Below are 20,379 nucleotides of genomic sequence, written 5' to 3' on the forward strand. Positions count from 1 at the left end.
GCGGACTCACTCCGGCTTCTGCTGCTGGCGCTGGGCGGGGTTCTGCTGCGCCTCGGCGGCGGCCGCGCGCGATTCGGCGATGCCGATCGCCCGTGCCGCGGCGGCCTGCTCGTCCTTCTTCGGCTGCTGCGGCGCCTCGCCTTCCGGCGCCAGCCAGCCGCCGGTGAAGCCGGCGCGCTCCAGCCCGGTGCGGATGTACTTGTTCTTCTTCATCACGTTCCACACGAACTCGTTGCGATAGTTCGCGATCATCGTGAGGATCGGGCCCTGGTCGATGGCGATGTAGTCGCTGGCCACCCAGCCGCGGTCGGGCACCACGCGCCCGGTCTTGAGCGGGATGTCGTAGTTGAAGCTCGGGTTGAACGAATCCAGGAAGCCGTAGCTGGAATACAGGTAGTCGCCGTAGCGCTTGTGCATTTCCTCGGTGGCCGGGATCACCACCTCCGGCGCGAAGACGATGGAGGAGATCGCCGCGGTCGGCGCGATGGTGCCGTCGTCGAAGTTCTCGCGCAGGCCCGCGCCGCGCGAGGAATAGTGGCGGAACTGGCGCTGCTCGCCGCGGTAGTCCTGGCTGGTGTTCTGCGGGCCGTCGCTGGCGGTCAGGCCCCAGACGTTCTCGCCGTAGTCCTTCCACTTCATCGGGTTGTCGATGGCGTAGTCGCGCTGGGCCAGGGTCGCGCGGCGGCTGTTGAGGAAGTAGTCGATGCCGCGCTCGCGCATGTACTGGTCCTGGATATCGCGGAAGTCGATCCAGACATGGCTGTACTGGTGGCCGAACAGCGGGCCGAAGGACAGGTATTCCTGGCCCTGGTACACGCCCCAGTCGTTGTTGTACGTGCGCGTCCACACCGTCCAGGCGTCCGGGTCGACCGGGTGCGACGGCGAGCCCAGGGCCAGCACGTACAGCATCATCGCCTCGTTGTAGCCCATCCAGTCGTGGTTGATGAAGCCGCTCTCGGGGAACCAGCCCATCGAGATCAGCGGGGCGCGCTGCTGCAGCCAGGTCCAGTCCACGCGCTTGTACAGCGTGTCGGCGATCTGGCGGATTTCCTTCTCGCGCGGGTCTTCGCCGTCGTAGTACGACTGCGCGAACAGCACGCCCATCATCAGCAGCGCGGTATCCACGCTCGACAGCTCCACCCAGCTGTCGTAGCGCTGGCCGCGCTGCATGTCCAGGAAGTGGTAGTAGAAGCCCTTGTAGCCGGCCTTGCCGGTGCGCTGCGGGCCGACCGGCGCATCGCGGAAGAACTTCAGCGTGGTCAGCGTGCGGTCCACCGCCTGGGTGCGGCTGACCCAGCCATTCTCGATGCCGATCGGATAGGCGGTCAGCGCGAAGCCGACCGAGGCGATGCTGGCGAACGGCCGCGAGGGGAAGCGGTCCGGCGTCAGGCCATTGACCTCGTTGGTGGTATCCCAGAAGAACTGGAACGTGCGGCGCTCGATGTCGGAGAACAGCGGCGGCAGTTCCGGCTTCACCGGCTTGGGCGCCGCCGGCGGCAGCGTGGGCTCGATCAGGGTCACGGTGGGCGCGGGCTTAGCCTCGGGAGTCGAAGGCGCCTGCCCCTGGCAGGCGGCCAGCAGCAGCATGCCCAGCGCCAGGCCCACGCCCGGCAGGTGGCGGGCATGGCCGCGAACGGTGTGCTTGCTGCCGTCTTTCATGAAATCGCTTACAACCCTCACCCAGAAACTCCCTCGAAGACTAACGCGTGAACCAGTGAAGAAATGGCTGAAACCTGACGCCCGGCTCAATCGCGGCGCGGGCGCGGAACCCTCAGCCGGTGGCGCTGCCGGGCCGGCTCATGCCTGCCCCGCGCCGGCGACGGTGGAATCGCGCACGATGAGCGTCGGCTTGAGCGTGACATTGCCCTGCGGCGCGGCGCCGGCCGGGTCGATCAGCGCCAGCAGCCGGCCCATCGCCTGCGCCCCCAGCTCGGCGATGCTGACGCGCATCGTCGTCAGGCCGGGATGGACGAAACGCGCCAGCGGAATGTCATCGAAACCCGCCAAAGCCACCTGGCCCGGCACCTGCACGCCGGCCTGGGTCAGCGCGTACAGGCAACCCAGCGCCATCATGTCGTTGGCCGCGAACACCGCGTCCGGCAGCTCGCCCTGCAGCAGTTGCTGCCCGGCGCGGTAGCCGGAGGCCTCGTCGAAATCGCCGTACATCACCCGCGCGCGGGCGTCGGCGCCGTGGGCGGCCATGGCGTCCTGGAAGCCGCGCAGGCGCTCGCGGGCGTCGAAGTTCAACTCGGGGCCGGCGACGAAGACGATGCGGCGGTGCCCCTGCGCGAGCAGGTGCTCGGTCATGGCGATGGCGCCGGCATGGTCGTCGATGCTCAGCACCGGGTAGTGGTCATCGTCGGGCAGGTGCGTATTGATCAGCACCGTCGGCAGGGACTGCGGCAGGTTCTCGGTCAGGAAACCGGGGTGCTCCGCATAGGGCGAGAGCACCAGCAAGCCGTCGACGCGGCCGCGCATGGCGCGCAGCGCACGGCCCTGCTCTTCCTGGTCGCCGTGGTAGCTGGACACCAGCAGGTGCTGCCGGCGCGCGCGCGCCACCCCGTCGATGCCGCGGATCAATTCGGAAAAGAACTCCCCGTACAGATCCGGCAGCACCACGCCGATGGTCTGCGTATGCCGGCTGCTCAGGCTGCGGGCGGCGGCATGCGGGCTGTAGCGCAGGCGGTCGGCGACCTCCAGCACGGCCTTGCGCACTGCCTCGGCCACGTTGTCGTGGCCGTTCAGTGCGCGCGAAACAGTCGCCACCGAGACCTTGGCTTCGCGCGCCACGTCCTTGATGGTGATGGAATTCTTTGCCAACGTACCGCCCTCCACGGTCGAGACTCCGAATACGTCGCCTGACTGTAAACGTTTTCAGGCGACACGTCATTCCGCACTGCAACGCAATTCTAACCAGAGCTTGTCCGATGGACAGGATCGGCCGCAAGGATCGGACAACGGCCGGCCACGCCGGCGACATCGCTCAGCCGGCGGGCGGCTCGGCCTGGATCGACAGCGCGTGGATGTCGTCGCGCATCATCGTGCCCAGCGCGGCGTACACCGCGCGATGACGGGCCAGCGGCGCCAGGCCGGCGAAGGCCGGCGCGACGATGCGCACCGCGTAATGCCCGCGCCCATCGCGGGCCCCGGCGTGGCCGGCGTGCTTGTGGCTTTCATCCACCACCTCCAGCACGGACGGCGCAAAGGCGGCACGCAGGGCGGCCTCGATGCGGGCGACGCGGTCGTTCACGGCAGCACCCGCTTGAACGGCCGCACCTCGACGCGGGCATACACCCCGGCATCCACGTAGGGATCGGCGTCCGCCCAGGCGCGCGCATCGGCCAGCGAGGCGAACTCGGCCACCACCAGGCTGCCGCTGAAACCGGCCTCGCCCGGGTCCTCGGCGTCGATGGCCGGGCAAGGGCCGGCCAGCAGCAGGCGGCCGGCGTCGGCCAGCGCGCGCAGGCGCGCCAGGTGCGCCGGGCGCGCGGTGCGCCGTCCTTCGGCCGCGCCCTCGCCGTCGTATCCCTCGATCACGTACCACATGCCTGCCGCCACCTCTTCTGCTGGAACCTGGCATTCATTCTAGCCCCGGCGGCGCTGGACACCGCCCCGGCGCTGCCATTACCCTAGCCGTCAATGCACGCGGCGGGATGCGGCGGCACGTCGGCACACCGGCCCCTGCGGCCTCGCCGGCCACCCGCTCCGCCGGTTCCCGAACCGCCCGCGTAGACCACCTCCTCGTTGTCCAGTCGCTGCAGCCGCTTGCAGCGGCGTTAGTTTGAATTGGGATCGTGCCGCCGCCGGCACGCCGTAGAAGCCACCTTCGCCGGACGGGTTTCCCCCGCACGTGCGCGTCGTGGGCGCCGTTGAAGCACACGCCGCAACACCAGATCGCTGATGACCGCCGAACTCGCGCAGGACGCGAATCCGCCAACCCAGAGCCCCTCGCCGCAGCAGCAGGAAATGCCGCTGGCGGTGGTGCATGGGCAACCGGTGCTGCAGATCCCGCAGGACCTGTACATCCCGCCGGACGCGCTGGAGGTCATCCTCGATGCCTTCGAAGGCCCGCTGGACCTGCTGCTGTACCTGATCCGCCGGCAGAACCTGGACATCCTGGACATCCCCGTCGCCGAGATCACCCGGCAGTACGTGGACTACATCAACGTGATGCAGGAGCTGCGCTTCGAGCTGGCCGCCGAGTACCTGGTGATGGCCGCGATCCTGGCCGAGATCAAGTCGCGCATGCTGCTGCCGCGCCCGCCCAGCGCCGAAGGCGAGGAAGAGGACCCGCGCGCCGAGCTGGTGCGCCGTCTGCAGGAGTACGAACGTTTCAAGCAGGCCGCCGAGGATATCGACGCCCTGCCCCGCCAGGACCGCGACACCACGCCGGTGCACGCGCATGTCCCGGACCGCGCGGCGATCAAGCTGCCGCCGCCGGTGGACCTGAAGGAAATGCTGCTGGCCCTGCACGACGTGCTCAAGCGCGCCGAGCTGTTCAGCGGCCACGCCATCCGCCGCGAGGCGCTGAGCGTGCGCCAGCGCATGGGCGACGTGCTCGGCCGCCTGGACGACGGCAAGTTCTACCGTTTCGAAAGCCTGTTCACCGCCGAGGAAGGCAAGCTCGGCGTGCTGGTCACCTTCCTGGCCCTGCTGGAACTGGCCAAGGAACAGCTGCTGGACATCGTCCAGGAAGCGCCGCTGGCGCCGATCTACGTGAAGTCGCTGGCGCTGGGCAACACCAACGCCCCGCTGGCGTTCTCCAGCGAGTTCGACGACAGCGACGCCGACGACGCCACCCCCTGAGCCGGAAGACACCGCGATCGTGCAAATGGACCAACCGCTGATCACCCGTATCGTCGAGGGCGCCCTGCTGGCCAGCCCGCAGCCGCTCACGCTGGCGCAGCTGCAGGGCCTGTTCCCCGAAGAGGAGCCGGCGCCCCCGGGCAGCATCGAGCGCGCCATCGAGCTGCTGCGCGAAGGCTGCGCCGAGCGCGGCGTGGAGCTGGTCGAGGTCGCCTCCGGCTTCCGCTTCCAGGTCAAGGCCGACGTGCACGGCTGGGTCGCCCGCCTGTGGACCGAACGCAAGACCAAGTACACCCGCGCCACGCTGGAAACGCTGGCGCTGATCGCCTACCGCCAGCCGATCACCCGCGGCGAGATCGAGCAGGTGCGCGGCGTGGCGGTGAGCAGCAACATCATCCAGGCGCTGGAAGAGCGCGAGTGGATCCGCGTGGTCGGCCACCGCGACGTGCCCGGCAAGCCGGCGCTGTTCGGCACCACCAAGGGCTTTCTGGATTATTTCGGCCTCAAGCGCCTGGACGAGCTGCCGCCGCTGTCCGAACTGAAGGACATCGGCGAACTGGAGCCGCAGCTGCCGCTGGATAGCGAAGGCCAGCCCGACGTGCCGCTGGCCGCGGGCGCCTCGCTGGACGGCGAAGGCGAGGCGGCCAACGATGCCGACGCCGACGGCCACGCCAGCGGCGAGACCACCGACGAGGACGGCCCGGCACCGGCGCCCGAAAACGACACACCCCCCACCGAGGCGGCCGAGGCCGGCACCGAGGACGCGGGCACGGACGCGCAGGATGCCGCCGACGAAGCAGACGACGGACACGCGGCGCAGGCCGAATCCGCCCAGGACCCCACCCCTTCCGACGATGCGGACGCCGATACGGCCGCGACGGCGGACGACAACGAAGACGAAACCACTGAGGCCGACGCCGAACGCGCCGACCGGAGCGAAATGAAATGAGTGACACCCCCCGCAAGCTCTCGCTGAACAAACTGTCGCTCAAGCGCGGCGGCGAGACCGAACAACCCAAGCTCGAGGAACGCCTGCACAAGGTGCTGGCGCAGGCCGGCCTGGGCTCGCGCCGCGCGCTGGAGCAGCGCATCGCCGACGGCCTGGTCAAGGTCAACGGCGAGGTCGCGCAGACCGGCATGTCGGTCCGCAGCGGCGACCGCATCGAGCTGGACGGGCGCGGCTTCGTCGCCAGCGCGCTGAGCGAGCCCTCGCGCGTGCTGATCTACAACAAGCCCGAGGGCGAGGTCACCACGCGCGACGATCCCGAAGGCCGCCCGACCATCTTCGAAGCCCTGCCCGCGCTCAAGGGCGCGCGCTGGATCGCCATCGGACGCCTGGACATCAACACCACCGGCCTGCTGCTGCTCACCACCGACGGCGAGCTGGCCAACGCGATGATGCACCCCTCCTTCGAGGTCGAGCGCGAGTACGTGGTGCGCGTGCGTGCGCCCGAAGGCCAGGAGCAGGTCTCCGACCAGATCGTCGACCGCCTCGCCCGCGGCGTGGCGCTGGAGGACGGCCCGGCCAAGTTCGACGAGATCGAGCGCATCGGCGGCACCGATTCGCACGACTGGTTCCGCGTGGTGGTCAAGGAAGGGCGCAACCGCGAAGTGCGCCGCCTGTGGGAATCGCAGGGCTGCCAGGTCAGCCGCCTCAAGCGCACCCGCTACGGCAAGATCTCGCTGCCGCGCGAACTGCTGCGCGGCCAGTCGGTGGAAGTGCCGCAGCCGCAGGTCGAAGCGCTGCGCGCCGAGCTCAAGCTGGAAGAAGGCCAGCCTTCGGCGCTGACGCTGCAGCCGGTGATCGGCCAGCGCCGCGCCAGCCGCGCCACCGTGCATGTCGGCCGCGACGGCGGCGGCCCGCGCAATGCCTACGTCAACGGCCACAACACCGCCGACGAGGGCCGCGAACTGCGCCGCTTCGACACCTTGCGCGAGGATCGCGGCCGGGGTGGCCGCGGCAAGCCCGGCGGTTTCAAGGGCGGCCTGACGGTGAGCGGCGAAGCGGCGGCCAAGCAGTCGCAGAAGCCGTTCAAGCAGCGCAAGGAAAAGGGTCCCAAGCCGTTGCCGGATGGCAACCCGGCCGCGTTCCGCACCTGGTACGTGCCCGATGGCGTGAGCACCGGCCCGAGCGGCCATCGCAACGCCGGCCCGGGCGGCGCGCGCGGCAACGCGCAGCCCCGCCCGTATGGCAAGAACAAGCCGGCCGGCGCACGAGGCAACGCCGGCAGGCCGCAAGGCCAGGGCCAAGGCGGCCAGGGCCAGGGCAAGTCGCAGGGCAACAAGCATCCCTACGGCCACCCGGGCAACGCGCCGAGCTTCCCGTCCGATCACGCCACGCCGGGCTTCAATCCGTATGGCCAGGCGCGCCCGGCCGGCGGTCGCCCGGGCGGCGCGCAGAACCGTGGCCCGCGCCCCGGTGGCGGCGGTCGTCCCGGCGGCGGTGGCCGTCCGGGGGGTGCGGGTCGCCCCGGTGGCGGCCGCCCCGGCGGCGGGCATCGCGGTCCGCGCGGCGGCTGAGCCCTGCGCACCCCACGGACACGGGCGCCTGATGGCGCCCGTTCCGTTTTGCGGGCCGGACGTGCTGCGGCACAGCAAGAAATCGGCGTGGCGCACACATTGCGCGTTCGCCCGCCTTCGCGCACTTGGCATCGAAACCTGGTGTTTTCGGCCGGAAAACGCAGCATTGCCCGCGCACGCATCGCCGCCGCGCGCACCCAGTGGCGGCGCGGACGCGCCGTGATGTGAGCGCTCGCATATCCTGTGCGCTTCCCGCCCCGCACGTGCGCCCTTCGTGAAAGAACAGAACCGTATCCGGATCGAGGACGTTGCCGCTGCCGCGGGGGTTTCGATGAAGACGGTCTCGCGCGTCTTCAACTACGAGCCCAACGTTCGCCCGGATACGCGCGAGAAGGTCGAGCAGGCCGCGCGCGCGCTGAATTACCGGCCCAACCCCTCCGCGCGCAGCCTGGCCTCGAACCGCTCGTACCAGATCGCCCTGCTCTACGACAATCCGTCGTCGAACTACATCATGGAGATCATCGGCGGCGTGCTCGACGCCTGCCGCTCGCGCCACTACAGCATGATGCTGCAGCCGATGGAGCCCAACGGTGGCGGTTACCGCGCGCAGATCGAGGACCTGCTGCACCAGTACCGGCCGGACGGGATGATCCTCACCCCGCCGATCACCGACGACGACGAACTGCTCGACTGGCTGCAAACCCATGCCATGCCCTACGCCTCGATTTCCCCGCGCCGGCGCGTGGGCCAGATCGGTGCCACGCTGGACGAGCGCGAGGCGGCCGCCGAACTGGTGGCGCACGTCGCCAGCCTGGGGCATCGCCGCATCGGCCACATCACCGGCCACCGTTCGCACGGTGCGCGGGCGTGGCGCCTGGATGGCTACCGCGATGCGCTGCAGCGCGCGGGCCTGCCGTACGACCCGGCGCTGGTGATCGAAGGCGAGTTCTCGTTCGACTCCGGCATCGAAGGCGGGCGCGCGCTGCTGGACCTGGCCGAGCCGCCGACGGCGATCTTCGCCGCCAACGACGACACCGCGGCCGGGGTGATCTATGAAGCGGAAGAGCGCGGCCTGCGCATTCCGCGCGACCTGTCGGTGTTCGGTTTCGACGACATGCCCATGGCCCGGCAGATCTGGCCGAGCCTGACCACCGTGCGCCAGCCCAGCCACGAGATGGGCCGCATCGCCGCCGAGCAGTTGCTGGCGCACATCGGCGACGCCGGCCGCGGCGAGTTGGTGAAGGTGCCGTATGAAATGCGCTTGCGTCGCTCGACCGGTGCTTGGCCGGTTCGCGAGTAGGCGGCTGGATCGCCGCCCTCGCCCTCGCCCGCGCCCGCGCCCCGGCGCCTGGTCGCGGCGCACGCCTCTCCCACGATGAAGACGCAACCCCACGGGCCCATGGCCCGGCGGGGAGATATGACCTTCGCGGGAAGGTCATGGCGTCCTTGTGGGCGCGGCTTCAGCCGCGACGCGCGGCGCCTCAGCGCCGCGAGATCACGAAGTTGCCCACGCCCACGCCGAGGTCCCAGCCCTCGCCGGTGCCGGCGAGCGCGAGCGAGATGTCGCCCTTGGTGACCACCTGCGCATTGCTCGACTTGACCGCGCCCGCGTGCGCCTCGGCGCCGCCATAGGTGCCGAACAGGTCGTTGACGCTGTAGGCGCCGGTGAAGCTGCCCTTGCCGTCGACGATCTTCGACTTGCCCACGGTAAGCCCGCCGCCCTTGGCGCTGATCTTGACCGGCACGGTGACGCCGTTGTTGCAGGTGATGGTGCCGGTGCCCTTGGCGGTCTTGTAGAACACCGACCAGCCGGAGAGGTTGAAGCGCAGGGTGCAGTCGAGGTTGCCGGCGGCCTGGGCGGCCGGCGCGAACGCGCTGGCGGCGGCGAGCGCGGCCAGCAGGGAGGCGGTCTTGAACATCGCAGGGGTCCTGGGTGAACTGGCGGCGAGGTTAGCAGCGCCGGCGTGAGGCCGACGCGCCCTTGCCCGCACGCCGTTCAGCGGCCGTGCGCTCAGCGCGCGGCGTTGACCGTGCCGAGCTGGAAGGCATCGGCGTCGAGCATGGCCGGGAAGCGCGCGCGATGTTCGGCCAGCGCCGCGGCGGAGATGGTGGTGGTGGCGACCTGCTCGCGCTCGCGGATTTCCAGCTGCGGCTGGCCGAGGAAGTCGATCACCGCGCTGTCGCCGGCGTAGTGCAGGCCGTTGCCGTCCACGCCCACGCGGTTGACCGCCGCCACGAAGCACAGGTTCTCGATCGCCCGCGCCCGCAGCAGCGTGCGCCAGGCGTAGGCGCGGGCCGAGGGCCAGTTCGCCACGAACAGCTGCAGGTCGAAATCGAGTTGGCCGGGGCGCTCGACGTCGTAGCGGTTGCGGCAGAACACCGGGAAACGCAGGTCGTAGCAGACCTGCGGGTTGATCCGCCAACCCTTCCATTCCACCGTGAGGCGGTCGCGCCCGGCGGCGTAGCGCTCGTGCTCGTTGGCGTAGCGGAACAGATGGCGCTTGTCGTAGTACTGCAGCCCACCGTCGGGGGTGGCGAACAGCAGGCGGTTGAACACGCCCTCCGGCGTGCGCAGCTGGACGCTGCCGGTCACCGCCGCGCCCAGGCGCGCGGCCTGCTCGCCGATCCACGCCACCGTCGGCCCCTCCATGCCTTCGGCCTTGTCGATGGCATCGTTGGAAAACCCGCTGGTGAAGGTTTCCGGCAGCACCACCAGGTCGGTCTGGCCGGCGAGCGGCCCGAGCAGCGCGCCGTAGTGGTCGCGGTTGCCGGCTGGGTCGTGCCAGCGGGTGTCACCCTGGACGAGGGAAATGCGCAGGTCTTGCATGGGGAACCTCGGGCTGCTGGCGGAAAGGCGGCGCGGCGCGGATGTCAGAGCTGCTTCAACCGCTCGATGGCCGCATCGAGCGTCGCCTCGTTCTTGGCGAAGCACAACCGCGCCAGGCGTTGGCCGGCTGGCGGGTTCTGGTAGAACGGCGACAGCGGAATGGCCGCCACGCCGTGTTCGACCGTCAGCCACTTGGCGAACGCGTGGTCCGGCAGGTCGCTGACCGCCGAATAATCCACCAGTTGGAAATACCCGCCCGGCACCGGCAGCGGCTTGAGCCGCGTGCCCAGCAGCTGCTCGCGGAAGCGGTCGCGCTTGGCCTGGTAGAACGCGCCCAGCTGTTCGTCGTGCTCGGGCTCGTCGCGGATCATCTCGGCGAAGGCGTACTGGGCGGGAGCGAAGCTGGCGAAGGTGTTGTACTGGTGCACCTTGCGGAATTCGGCGCTCAGCGCCGGCGGGGCGATGGCGTAGCCGATCTTCCAGCCGGTGCAGTGGTAGGTCTTGCCGAAGCTGGAGATCACGAAGGCGCGCTCGCGCAGCTCCGGCCAGCGCAGCACGGACTCGTGGCGACGGCCGTCGAACACGATGTGCTCGTAGACCTCGTCGGACAGCAGGAAGATGTCGGTGCCGCGCAGCAGGTCGGCCAGGGCGCGCATGTCGTCGGCCGAGAACATCGCGCCGGACGGGTTGTGCGGGCTGTTGATCATCAGCATGCGGGTGCGAGGGGTGATGGCGGCCTGCACCTTGGCCCAGTCGACGGCGAAGGTGAGCGGGTCCAGCGCCACGTGCACGGCGCGCGCGCCAGCCAGGTCGATCGCCGGTTCGTAGCAGTCGTAGGCGGGGTCGAGCACGATCACTTCCTCGCCGGCGCGCACGACGCTATGGATGGCGTTGAAGATGGCCTCGGTGGCGCCGCTGGTGACGGTGATCTCGTTGTCGGCATCCACCGTGGCGCCGTAGCAGCGCAGCGCCTTGCCGGCGATGGCCTGGCGCAGCGGCGCGACGCCGGTCATCGGCGGGTACTGGTTGTGGCCATCGCGCATGGCGCGGTCCAGCGCTTCGACGAGGCGGCCGGGCACGGGGAAATCGGGAAAGCCCTGGCCGAGGTTGACCGCCTTGTGCTCGGCGGCCAGCTGCGACATCACGGTGAAGATGGTGGTGCCCACGTTGGGCAGCTTGGTGGCGGGCACGGGCATCGGGCTTCTGTCCGGTGGATCGAGGGGGGCTGGGAGTTTAGCAGCGCCGGTGTGGTTGGCCTTATGGCGATGTGGTTTTGAGGGTATGGCGCTTGGCGCTTGGCGTTTGGCGTTTGGCGCTTGGCGCTTTGGTTGCCGTCGCGCGGCGAGCGGGGGCCATGCCCCGTCGGGGGACGCCAACTGCCGCATCCATGCGGGGCTCGTAGGGCGACATCCATGTCGCCCCACGCCCCCGACGGGGCATGGCCCCCGCTCGCCCCTCCCCTCTCCCATTGGCGGAACGAAGAGCGAACCGCAAAGCCGCCGCCGCTCCACCTTGCCGCGAGGTGTTTGGCTCTCCGATCCGGTAGAGGGAAGGTGTGGGGCGTCCGGGGGGTATGCCCTGGTGGGGGCGTAGGGCGACAGGACGTCGCCCTACGAGCCCCGCATGGATGCGGTAGTTGGCGTCCCCCACCAGGGCATACCCCCCGGACGCCGCGCGACCAATCCAAGACAGCCGACCCACCCCAAAAACAGCCCACCGATCAAACAACAAAGACCACACCCGCAAACCCGCCAGATACAATGCCACCCAGCTTCCGCAATCCCGCCTTGATGACCGACACCCCGTCCGCCGCGCCGCCCCTGCTGGCCGCGCAGGCCTTGAGCTTCAGCCGCAACGAGGAAGCCGTGTTCGGTCCGCTCGACTTCCAGGTCGATGCCGGCGAAGCCCTGCTCGTGCAAGGCGACAACGGCGCCGGCAAGACCACCTTGCTGCGCGTCCTCGCCGGCCTGCTGCGCCCCGATGGCGGCAAGGTGGAGATCGACGGCCGCCCTGCCCGGCGCGTGGATCGCTCGCGTTTCATCGCCTACCTCGGCCACCTACCCGCCCTGAAGCCCGACCTCACCACCCTGGAAAACCTGCACTTCCTCTGCGGCCTGCAAGGCCGGCGCGCCCGCCAGATGCCCGGCAACGCCCTGGCCATCGCCGGCCTCGCCGGTTACGAGGACGCCCTCGTGCGCCAGCTCTCGGCCGGGCAGAAGAAGCGCCTGGGCCTGGCCCGCCTGTGGCTCTCGCCCGCCCCCCTGTGGCTGCTCGACGAGCCCTACGCCAACCTCGACCTCGACGGCATCAACCTGGTCAACCGCATGATCTCCGCCCACCTGCGCGGCGGCGGCGCCGCCCTGGTCACCACCCACGGCGCCTACGCCGCCCCGCCGGTGCGCACCCGCATGCTCACTCTGGCCCTGCCCGCATGAGCGTCCCTTCCCCCCTGCCTTCGCTGTGGCAGGCCTCGCGCGCGCTCGTGCTGCGCGACCTGCGCCTGCTGTGGCGCCGCCGCGGCGATGCCCTGCAGCCGGCCCTGTTCGCCCTGCTGATCGTCGTGCTGTTCGCCCTCGCCCTCGGCGGGCATGCCGACACCCTCTCCCTCGTCGCCCCCGCGGTGATGTGGCTGGCCGTGCTGCTTGCCGGCCTGCTCTCGCTCGATTCGCTGTTCCGCGGCGACGCCGACGACGGCTCGCTCGAACAATGGGTACTGGCGCCCGTGCCGCTGGCCTGGCTCGTGCTCGTGCGCGTGCTGCTGCACTGGGTGGTCACGGCCCTGCCGTTGATCATCGCCACGCCGTTGCTCGGCGAATTGCTGCACCTGCGGCATGACCAACTCCCCGTGCTGCTGGCATCGTTGCTGCTCGGCACGCCGCTGCTCAGCCTGCTCGGCGCGGTGGTGGCGGCGCTGACGGTGAACATGAAACGCTCTGGTATTCTCGTGGCGTTGCTGGCGCTGCCGCTGTACGTGCCGGTGCTGGTGTTCGGCGCGGGCAGCGTGGCCGCCGGCATGCAGGGGCTGGATCCTTCCGCGCCGCTGCTGCTGCTCGGCGCGGGGCTGGTCATCGGGCTGGTGCTGGCACCGTTGGCGGCCGCGGCGGCGATCCGGATTTCATTGAGCTGAGCGGCGCCCACTCCACCGAAGCCAGAGCCATCGCCACCGCATGAATCGTTTCGTCCGCTGGTTCCACCTACTCGGCTCGCCCCCGGTTTTTGATCGCTTCGCCGCCCGCTGGGCCCCGTGGTGCCTGGCCGCCGGCGTGCTGCTCGGCGGCATCGGGCTGTGGCAGGCGCTGTTCGTGGTGCCGGCGGACTACAAACAGGGCGACAGCTTCCGCATCCTCTACATCCACGTGCCCAGCGCGTGGATGAGCCTGTTCGTGTTCGGGCTGATGGCGCTGTACGCGGCCATCGCGATGATCTGGCGCGTCAAGCTGTGCGAGATCCTGGCCATGGCCTGCGCGCCCATCGGCGCCGCCTTCACCGTGATCACCCTGCTCACCGGCAGCATCTGGGGCAAGCCGATGTGGGGCGCCTGGTGGGATTGGGACCCGCGCCTGACCACCGAGCTGATCCTGCTGTTCCTCTATCTCGGCGTGATCGGCCTGTACCAGGTCATCGACGACCACCGCAATGCCGCGCGCGCGGCCGGGCTGCTGGCCATCGTCGGCGTCGCGCTGCTGCCGGTCATCCGCTACTCGGTGGTGTGGTGGAATTCGCTGCACCAGGGCCAGAGCATCCGCCTGCTGGGCGAATCGAGCATCGATGCCTCCATGCTGGTGCCGCTGTGGCTGATGGTCGCCGCGACCAAGTGCTGGTTCGCCGGCTCGCTGCTGCTGCGTGCCCGCGCCGACAACCTGCGCCGCGAGGCCGGCAAGGACTGGGTGGCACGGCTCGCCCACGCGCGGGAGGCCGCATGAGTTATCTCGGCTATGTGATCGCGGCCTACGCGGTGTTCGTCATCGTGCTGCTGTGGGACGTGCTCAGCGCGCGCCTGCAGGTGCGCCGTGCGTTGCGCCAGGCGCGCGCGCGCCAGCAGCGCCAGCGCGGCCGCCAGGCGGCCACGCCCGACACGGAACTGGTGCGATGAACCCGACCCGGCGCCGTCGCCTGTGGTGGGTGCTGCTGCTGGTCTTCGCCGGCGGGCTGGCCACGACGCTTGTCGCCCTCGCCCTTCAGCGCAATGTCGCCTATCTCTACACGCCCTCCGAAGTGCTGCGCGGCGAGGCCGGCGACCACGCCCGCTTCCGTCTCGGCGGCATGGTCGAGAAGGGTTCGTTCCAGCGCCCGGCCGGCTCGCTGCAGGCGCACTTCCGCGTCACCGACGGCGACGCGCAACTGCCGGTGAGCTACGACAAGATCCTGCCGGACCTGTTCCGCGAGGGGCAGGCGGTGATCGCCACCGGGCGCATGCACGAGGGCGTGTTCGTGGCCGAGGAAGTGCTGGCCAAGCACGACGAGAACTACATGCCCAAGGAAGTCGCCGACAAGATGGGCGCGGCGCATCGCAAACACGACGTCGCGGGGCCGCAGTGACGGCGGCAGCGCGCGGCGTGGCGATCCGGATGTTGCCCTGATGCTGCCCGAACTCGGCCAGGTCCTGCTCATCCTCGCCCTGCTGGTCGCCCTGCTGCAGGCGGTGCTGCCGCTGGCGGGCGCGCAGCGCGGCCATGTGGCGTGGATGCAGGTCGCCCGCCCCGCCGCGCTGGCGCAGCTGCTGCTGGTGGGCGGCGCCTTCGCCGTGCTGACCTTCGCCTTCGTGCGGCAGGATTTCTCCGTGGCCTACGTGGCCGAGAACTCCAATTCGCTGCTGCCGCTGGCGTACCGCTATTCGGCCGTGTGGGGCGCGCACGAAGGCTCGCTGCTGCTGTGGACGCTGGTGCTGGCGCTGTGGAGCGCGGCGGTGGCGGTGGGTTCGCGTGCGTTGCCGTTGCCGGTGGTGGCGCGCGTGCTCGGGGTGATGGCGCTGGTCAGCCTGGGCTTCCTCGCCTTCCTGCTGTTCACCTCCAACCCGTTCGCGCGGCTGTTGCCGGCGCCGCCGGAAGGCGGCGACCTCAACCCGCTGCTGCAGGACCCGGGCCTGATCATCCACCCGCCGATGCTCTACGCCGGCTATGTCGGCTTCGCAGTGCCGTTCGCCTTCGCCATCGCCGCGCTGCTCGACGGCCAGCTGGATGCGCGCTGGCTGCGCTGGTCGCGGCCGTGGACCAACCTGGCCTGGGCGCTGCTCACGCTGGGCATCGCGCTCGGCAGCTGGTGGGCGTACTACGAACTGGGCTGGGGCGGCTGGTGGTTCTGGGACCCGGTGGAGAATGCCAGTTTCATGCCGTGGCTCGCCGGCGCGGCGCTGCTGCATTCGCAGGCGGTCACCGAGAAGCGTGGCACCTTCGGTGGCTGGACGCTGCTGCTGGCGATCGCCGCGTTCTCGCTCTCGCTGCTGGGTACCTTCCTGGTGCGCTCGGGCGTGCTGACCAGCGTGCACTCGTTCGCGGCCGATCCTTCGCGCGGCCTGTTCATCCTGATCTTCCTCGCGCTGGTGATCGGCGGCTCGCTGCTGCTGTACGCCGTGCGCGCGCCCGCGCTGGCGCCGGCCGGCGAGGACCCGCGCCGCGGCTTCGCGGCCACCTCGCGCGAGACCCTGCTGCTGGCCAACAACCTGCTGCTCACCTGCGCCTGCGCGATGGTGCTGCTGGGCACGCTGTATCCCCTGCTGGCCGATGCGCTGGCGCTGGGCAAGCTCTCGGTCGGCCCGCCCTATTTCGGCACCTTGTTCGTGCTGCTGATGGCGCCGCTGGTGCTGCTGCTGCCCTTCGGCCCGCTCACCCGCTGGCAGCGCGACCAGCCCTCGCGCCTGCTCGCCCTGCTGCTGCCGTGGCTGGTGCTGGCGCTGGCCGCCGGCGCACTGGGCTGGGTGCTGGCGCCGCAAGGACGCGTCAAGGCCGCGCTGGGCGTTGCCGCGGCCGCGTGGGTATTGCTCGGCACGTTGCGCTTCGCCTGGCTGCGCCTGCGCGGCACCGCGCCAGGCCAGCGGCTGACCGCCGAGATGGCCGGCATGCTGCTCGCCCACGGCGGCGTGGCGGTGTTCCTGGCCGGCGCGCTGCTGGTGGAGTCGCTGAGCGTGCAACGCGAGGTGGCGCTGGCCCCCGGCCAGCAGCTTCGCATCGGCGCCTACGCGCTGCGCTTTGACGGGCTCGACCCGGTGCAGGGCCCGAACTACAGTGCCGACGTGGCGCGCCTGACGATCCTGCGCGGCGGCCGCGAACTGGGCGTGCTGGCCCCGGAGAAGCGGCGTTACGCCAGCGGTGGCCAGGTGATGACCGAAGCCGGCATCCGCCCAGGCCTGTTCGGCGATGTCTACGTCGCGCTGGGCGAACCGCTGGGCGCCGGCGCCTGGGCGGTGCGCGCGCACGTCAAGCCGTTCGTGCGCTGGATCTGGCTGGGCGCCTTGTTGATGGCGCTGGGCGGCGTGGTCACCGCCACCGACCGGCGCTTCCGTCGTATTCCGGAGAAGTCCTGATGTCCGCACCTTCCTCTCGCCGCCTGTCGCTGCCGCTGCTCATTGGCGGCGCGCTGGTATTCCTCGCCGTGCTGGCGCTGCTGCTGTACGGCGTGCGCCGCTCCGGCCTGGCCGACCGCGACAGCCTGCCTTCGGCGCTGATCGGCAAGCCCGCGCCGGCCTTCGACCTGCCGTTGCTGCACGATGCCTCGATCCGCGTCACCGCCGCCGACCTGCGCGGCGCGCCCTACGTGCTCAACGTGTGGGGCAGCTGGTGCCCGACCTGCCGCGAGGAGCATCCCATCCTGACCCGCTTCGCGCTGACCAAGCGCGTGCGCGTGATCGGCTACAACTGGAAGGACGAGCGCGCCGACGCGCTGCACTGGCTGGAACAGCTGGGCAATCCCTACCTGCTGGTGCTGGCCGACCCGGACGGCCGCACCGCCATCGACTGGGGCATCGCCGCCGCGCCGGAAACCTTCCTGGTCGATGCGCAGGGCGTGGTGCGCTGGAAGTACAGCGGCGCGCTCACGCAGGCGGTGATCGACGAGCAGCTGATCCCGCAGCTGACCCGGCTCGAACGCGCCCCGGCCGGCGGCACGCCCTTGCACGCCGCCCCATGAAGGCCCGCCTGGCGGCCTGCGTGATCGCGGCATGGCTGGCGTGGGCCGGCGCGACCGCGTTCGCGCAGCCGGTGTCCGACCCCGCGCCGCTGGCCTACCGCGATGCCGCCGAAGAGGCACGCTTCCACGCGCTCACCGCCGAGTTGCGCTGCGTGCAATGCCAGAACCAGTCGCTGGCCGATTCCAACGCGCAGATCGCCCACGACCTGCGCCGCGAGGTGCTGGACCTGATGCACCAGGGCCGCAGCGACGCGCAGATCAAGCAGTTCCTGGTCGAGCGCTACGGCGAATTCGTGCTGTACCGCCCGCAGGTCGAATCGCGCACCTGGCTGCTGTGGTTCGGCCCGGCCGCGCTGCTGTTGGGCGGCGCGGTGATGCTGGTCGTGCTGGTGCGCCGCCGTGCGCGCGCGCTGCCGGCGGCCACCGACGACGCGCAGGAGTGGTGATGGTCGTTTTCGCGCTGATCGCCGCCGTCATCGCCGTGGCCGTGCTGGCCTGGGTACTGCGGCCGATGTGGGCGCATTCGCGTGGCTTCGTCATCGCCACGGTGGTGCTGCTCGGGCTGGGGACCGCCGTGCTGTACGGCCTGCTGGGCACGCCGGCCGGCTTGCGCGATGCCAACGCCTCGCGCATCGACACCCCGCGCGATATCGACGAGGCCGTCGCCGACCTGCGCGCCGCGCTGGCGCGCGACCCCGGCCAGGTCGAAGGCTGGATGCTGCTCGGCCGCGCGCTGCTCGGCCAGGAGAAATACACCGAGGCGGCGGACGCCTTCGCCCACGCGGTGAAGCTGCAGCCCGACCACCCCGAAGTGCTGGTGTCCGCGGCGCAGGCGCGCATGCTCGCCGCCGGCAGCGGCCAGGCCGACGCCACCGCCATCCAGTGGCTGCAACACGCCCTGGCCGTGCAGCCGGAGCACCAGCGCGCCCGCTGGTTCCTCGGCGTGGCGCAGCGCCAGGCCGGCCAGCCGGGCGACGCGGCGGCCACCTGGGCGCCGCTGCTGGCGCAGGTGGATGGTGGCACGCAGGCCAGCCTGCTGGCGCAGATCAACGCCGCGCGTGCCGAGGCCGGGCAGCCCCCGATCGCCGCGCCGCCACCGTCGCGCAGCGGGCTGGCGGTAGAAGTGTCGGCTGCGCCGGGGTGGCGCACGCGATTGCCGGACGACACCACCGTGTTCGTGATCGCGCGCATCCCCGACGGCCCGCCGATGCCGGTCGCCGTGGAGAAGCACACCTTGTCCGAGTTGCCGCTGACGGTGCACCTGGACGACGGCGACAGCCCGATGCCCACCGCCAAGCTGTCCGCGCTGGGCGAAGTGGAGGTGATCGCGCGCATATCGCCCAGCGGCAACGCGATGCCACAGGAAGGCGACATCACCTCCGCGCCCGTGCGGGTGAAGCTGCCGGCCGACGCACCGGTGCGGCTCACCGTGGGCGAATGAGCCGGCGCGCCCGGTACGCAGCGATCCACCGCGGCGCCTGCGGCGTGGCGGCGCACCCCGCTAGAATCGCCGCATGACTGAATTCATCCCGGCTGGAAGCCAATTCCTCTCCCTGCCCTCGCCGTTCCCGATGAAGCGCGGCGGCGTGCTGCACGGCGCGCGCGTGGCCTACGAAACCTGGGGCACGCTGGCGGCCGATGGCGGCAACGCGGTGCTCATCGTCACCGGCCTGTCGCCGAACGCGCATGCCGCGCGCAATGTCGGCAATCCCGAACCGGGCTGGTGGGAAGCGATGGTGGGCCCGGGCAAGCCCATCGATACCGACCGCTGGTTCGTGGTGTGCGTGAATTCGCTGGGCAGTTGCAAGGGCTCCACCGGCCCGGCGTCGATCAACCCGGCCACCGGCACGCCGTATCGCCTCGATTTCCCGGAGCTGTCGGTGGAGGACGGTGCCGATGCCGCCGTCGCCGTGGTGCGGGCGCTGGGCATCGAACAGTTGGCGTGCCTGGTCGGCAATTCGATGGGCGGCATGACCGCGCTGGCGATCCTGCTGCGGCATCCGGGCATCGCGGGCAGCCACATCAATATTTCCGGCAGTGCGCAGGCGTTGCCGTTTTCCATCGCGATCCGCTCGCTGCAGCGCGAGGCGATCCGGCTGGACCCGAACTGGAACGGCGGGCATTACGACGACACGCATTACCCCGAGTCGGGCATGCGCATGGCGCGCAAGCTGGGGGTGATCACCTACCGCTCGGCGCTGGAGTGGGACGGGCGGTTCGGCCGGGTGCGATTGGATTCGGAGCAGGCCGACGACGATCCGTTCGGGCTGGAATTCCAGGTGGAAAGCTACCTGGAGGGACACGCGCGGCGCTTCGTGCGCTTCTTCGATCCGAATTGCTATCTGTACCTGAGCCGCTCGATGGACTGGTTCGACCTGGCCGAGTACGCCGACGGCGACGTGATGGCGGGGCTGGCGAAGATCCGCGTGGCGCGGGCGCTGGCGATCGGGGCCAATACGGACATCCTGTTCCCGGTGCAACAGCAGCAACAGATCGCCGATGGGTTGCGCGCCGGGGGCGCGGATGCGGCGTTCGTGGGGTTGGATTCGCCGCAAGGGCATGATGCGTTCTTGGTGGATTTCGGGCGATTTGGGCCGGCGGTGGCGGGGTTTCTTGCTGCATTGTGAGGTTTTTTTGGTGGGGCGCGTTTGCGGTGGGCGGTGTATGCGTCGGCTTACGGTGCGGGCCCCGACCTGCCGTGTAGGGCCGTCACGGCTCAGCAGACATCCCTGTCCGATTCGCCGCCGCGGGCCATCCATGGCCCGCTGACGTCCCTACACGGCAGGTCGGGGCTGGGCGCTTTGGTTTTTCCCACTTCGTTTGGGGCGCGCTGGGGAGAGTGAGGGGGGAAAGCAAAGGCAAAAGCCTGCTTCTCAACCTCCCCCCCTTTCTCCTTTTTCAGTCTCCGTTTTTTCTCTTTCACGTCGCGGCTGAAGCCGCTCCTACGGGGGCGCGGCGCTGCGTGAGCGCGCGTGCGTTGCGCTTTTTCCCTGCCGGCGGTGGTGATCTGTGGGGCCTTCGGGGGCAGGGCCCTTTCGGGACCGTAGGCGACATGGATGTCGCCTACGAGCCTCCATGGATGGATTCACGGCGTGTCCCGAAAG

20 protein-coding genes and 1 pseudogene are annotated in these 20,379 nt (G+C 70.3%); 14 read left to right on the top strand and 7 right to left on the bottom strand.

What is annotated here, in order from left to right; translation table 11 throughout:
- Positions 1–6: 6 nt before the first annotated feature.
- From P6166_RS03380 to P6166_RS03395, 4 genes are all read right to left on the bottom strand, one after another.
- A complete protein-coding gene (locus P6166_RS03380; protein ID WP_277763144.1) occupies positions 7–1,587 on the bottom strand; it encodes a glucoamylase family protein in 1,581 nt (526 codons plus the stop codon).
- A 210-nt stretch (positions 1,588–1,797) separates the two neighbouring features.
- Positions 1,798–2,820: a LacI family DNA-binding transcriptional regulator gene (locus tag P6166_RS03385; RefSeq protein WP_277763115.1), complete on the bottom strand. Its 1,023-nt coding sequence runs from the start codon at positions 2,818–2,820 to the stop codon at positions 1,798–1,800.
- A 163-nt stretch (positions 2,821–2,983) separates the two neighbouring features.
- Positions 2,984–3,250: a BolA family protein gene (locus P6166_RS03390; protein ID WP_277763116.1), complete on the bottom strand. Its 267-nt coding sequence runs from the start codon at positions 3,248–3,250 to the stop codon at positions 2,984–2,986.
- Positions 3,247–3,546 (bottom strand): YciI family protein, encoded by a 300-nt coding sequence (locus P6166_RS03395; protein WP_277763117.1) that lies wholly within the window; start codon positions 3,544–3,546, stop codon positions 3,247–3,249. Before P6166_RS03395 ends, P6166_RS03390 begins: the two co-directional genes overlap by 4 nt.
- 354 nt (positions 3,547–3,900) lie before the next feature.
- On the opposite strand from P6166_RS03395, the gene P6166_RS03400 reads away from it, so the two are divergent.
- From P6166_RS03400 to P6166_RS03415, 4 genes and pseudogenes are all read left to right on the top strand, one after another.
- Positions 3,901–4,806 carry a ScpA family protein gene (locus P6166_RS03400; protein ID WP_277763118.1) on the top strand — a complete coding sequence of 302 codons (906 nt, stop codon included), beginning with the start codon at positions 3,901–3,903 and terminating at the stop codon, positions 4,804–4,806.
- A gap of 25 nt (positions 4,807–4,831) precedes the next feature.
- Positions 4,832–5,464 (top strand): annotated as a pseudogene (gene scpB, locus P6166_RS03405) (SMC-Scp complex subunit ScpB); the annotation flags it as partial.
- Between the two features lie 287 nt (positions 5,465–5,751).
- Positions 5,752–7,326, top strand: a complete 1,575-nt coding sequence (locus P6166_RS03410) for a pseudouridine synthase (protein WP_277763119.1) — start codon at positions 5,752–5,754, stop codon at positions 7,324–7,326.
- A 274-nt stretch (positions 7,327–7,600) separates the two neighbouring features.
- A complete protein-coding gene (locus P6166_RS03415; RefSeq protein WP_277763120.1) occupies positions 7,601–8,626 on the top strand; it encodes a LacI family DNA-binding transcriptional regulator in 1,026 nt (341 codons plus the stop codon).
- 181 nt (positions 8,627–8,807) lie between these two features.
- Here the strand turns inward: P6166_RS03415 and P6166_RS03420 are convergent, their stop codons facing one another.
- From P6166_RS03420 to P6166_RS03430, 3 genes are all read right to left on the bottom strand, one after another.
- Positions 8,808–9,245: a hypothetical protein gene (locus P6166_RS03420; RefSeq protein WP_277763121.1), complete on the bottom strand. Its 438-nt coding sequence runs from the start codon at positions 9,243–9,245 to the stop codon at positions 8,808–8,810.
- 92 nt (positions 9,246–9,337) lie between these two features.
- Positions 9,338–10,153: an amidohydrolase gene (locus P6166_RS03425; protein ID WP_277763122.1), complete on the bottom strand. Its 816-nt coding sequence runs from the start codon at positions 10,151–10,153 to the stop codon at positions 9,338–9,340.
- A 44-nt stretch (positions 10,154–10,197) separates the two neighbouring features.
- The gene (locus P6166_RS03430) at positions 10,198–11,349 is read right to left on the bottom strand and encodes a pyridoxal phosphate-dependent aminotransferase (protein ID WP_277763123.1); all 1,152 of its coding nucleotides are present in this window, start codon (positions 11,347–11,349) and stop codon (positions 10,198–10,200) included.
- Between the two features lie 594 nt (positions 11,350–11,943).
- Between P6166_RS03430 and ccmA the strand changes: the two genes are divergently transcribed.
- The 10 genes from ccmA to P6166_RS03480 all read left to right on the top strand — a co-directional run bounded on the left by ccmA (position 11,944) and on the right by P6166_RS03480 (position 19,902).
- Positions 11,944–12,588, top strand: a complete 645-nt coding sequence (gene ccmA, locus P6166_RS03435; protein ID WP_277763124.1) for a heme ABC exporter ATP-binding protein CcmA — start codon at positions 11,944–11,946, stop codon at positions 12,586–12,588.
- Positions 12,585–13,280, top strand: a complete 696-nt coding sequence (gene ccmB, locus P6166_RS03440; RefSeq protein WP_277763125.1) for a heme exporter protein CcmB — start codon at positions 12,585–12,587, stop codon at positions 13,278–13,280. Before ccmA ends, ccmB begins: the two co-directional genes overlap by 4 nt.
- A 40-nt stretch (positions 13,281–13,320) precedes the next feature.
- On the top strand, positions 13,321–14,076 hold the full coding sequence (locus P6166_RS03445) for a heme ABC transporter permease (RefSeq protein ID WP_277763126.1): 756 nt from the start codon (positions 13,321–13,323) through the stop codon (positions 14,074–14,076).
- Positions 14,073–14,246, top strand: coding sequence for a heme exporter protein CcmD (gene ccmD, locus P6166_RS03450; protein WP_130318351.1), 174 nt, complete (start codon positions 14,073–14,075; stop codon positions 14,244–14,246). Before P6166_RS03445 ends, ccmD begins: the two co-directional genes overlap by 4 nt.
- A complete protein-coding gene (gene ccmE, locus P6166_RS03455) occupies positions 14,243–14,692 on the top strand; it encodes a cytochrome c maturation protein CcmE (RefSeq protein ID WP_277763127.1) in 450 nt (149 codons plus the stop codon). Before ccmD ends, ccmE begins: the two co-directional genes overlap by 4 nt.
- Positions 14,693–14,732: 40 nt before the next feature.
- Positions 14,733–16,673, top strand: coding sequence for a heme lyase CcmF/NrfE family subunit (locus tag P6166_RS03460; RefSeq protein ID WP_277763128.1), 1,941 nt, complete (start codon positions 14,733–14,735; stop codon positions 16,671–16,673).
- Positions 16,673–17,275: a DsbE family thiol:disulfide interchange protein gene (locus P6166_RS03465; RefSeq protein WP_277763129.1), complete on the top strand. Its 603-nt coding sequence runs from the start codon at positions 16,673–16,675 to the stop codon at positions 17,273–17,275. The genes P6166_RS03460 and P6166_RS03465 overlap by 1 nt, the downstream gene beginning before the upstream one ends.
- Positions 17,272–17,721, top strand: coding sequence for a cytochrome c-type biogenesis protein (locus P6166_RS03470; protein WP_277763130.1), 450 nt, complete (start codon positions 17,272–17,274; stop codon positions 17,719–17,721). The genes P6166_RS03465 and P6166_RS03470 overlap by 4 nt, the downstream gene beginning before the upstream one ends.
- Positions 17,721–18,716, top strand: a complete 996-nt coding sequence (locus tag P6166_RS03475) for a tetratricopeptide repeat protein (RefSeq protein ID WP_277763131.1) — start codon at positions 17,721–17,723, stop codon at positions 18,714–18,716. Before P6166_RS03470 ends, P6166_RS03475 begins: the two co-directional genes overlap by 1 nt.
- A gap of 73 nt (positions 18,717–18,789) precedes the next feature.
- Positions 18,790–19,902 carry a homoserine O-acetyltransferase gene (locus P6166_RS03480; RefSeq protein ID WP_277763132.1) on the top strand — a complete coding sequence of 371 codons (1,113 nt, stop codon included), beginning with the start codon at positions 18,790–18,792 and terminating at the stop codon, positions 19,900–19,902.
- Positions 19,903–20,379 lie beyond the last annotated feature (477 nt).

This window comes from Stenotrophomonas sp. HITSZ_GD (assembly GCF_029543105.1).
Lineage (GTDB): Bacteria > Pseudomonadota > Gammaproteobacteria > Xanthomonadales > Xanthomonadaceae > Stenotrophomonas_A.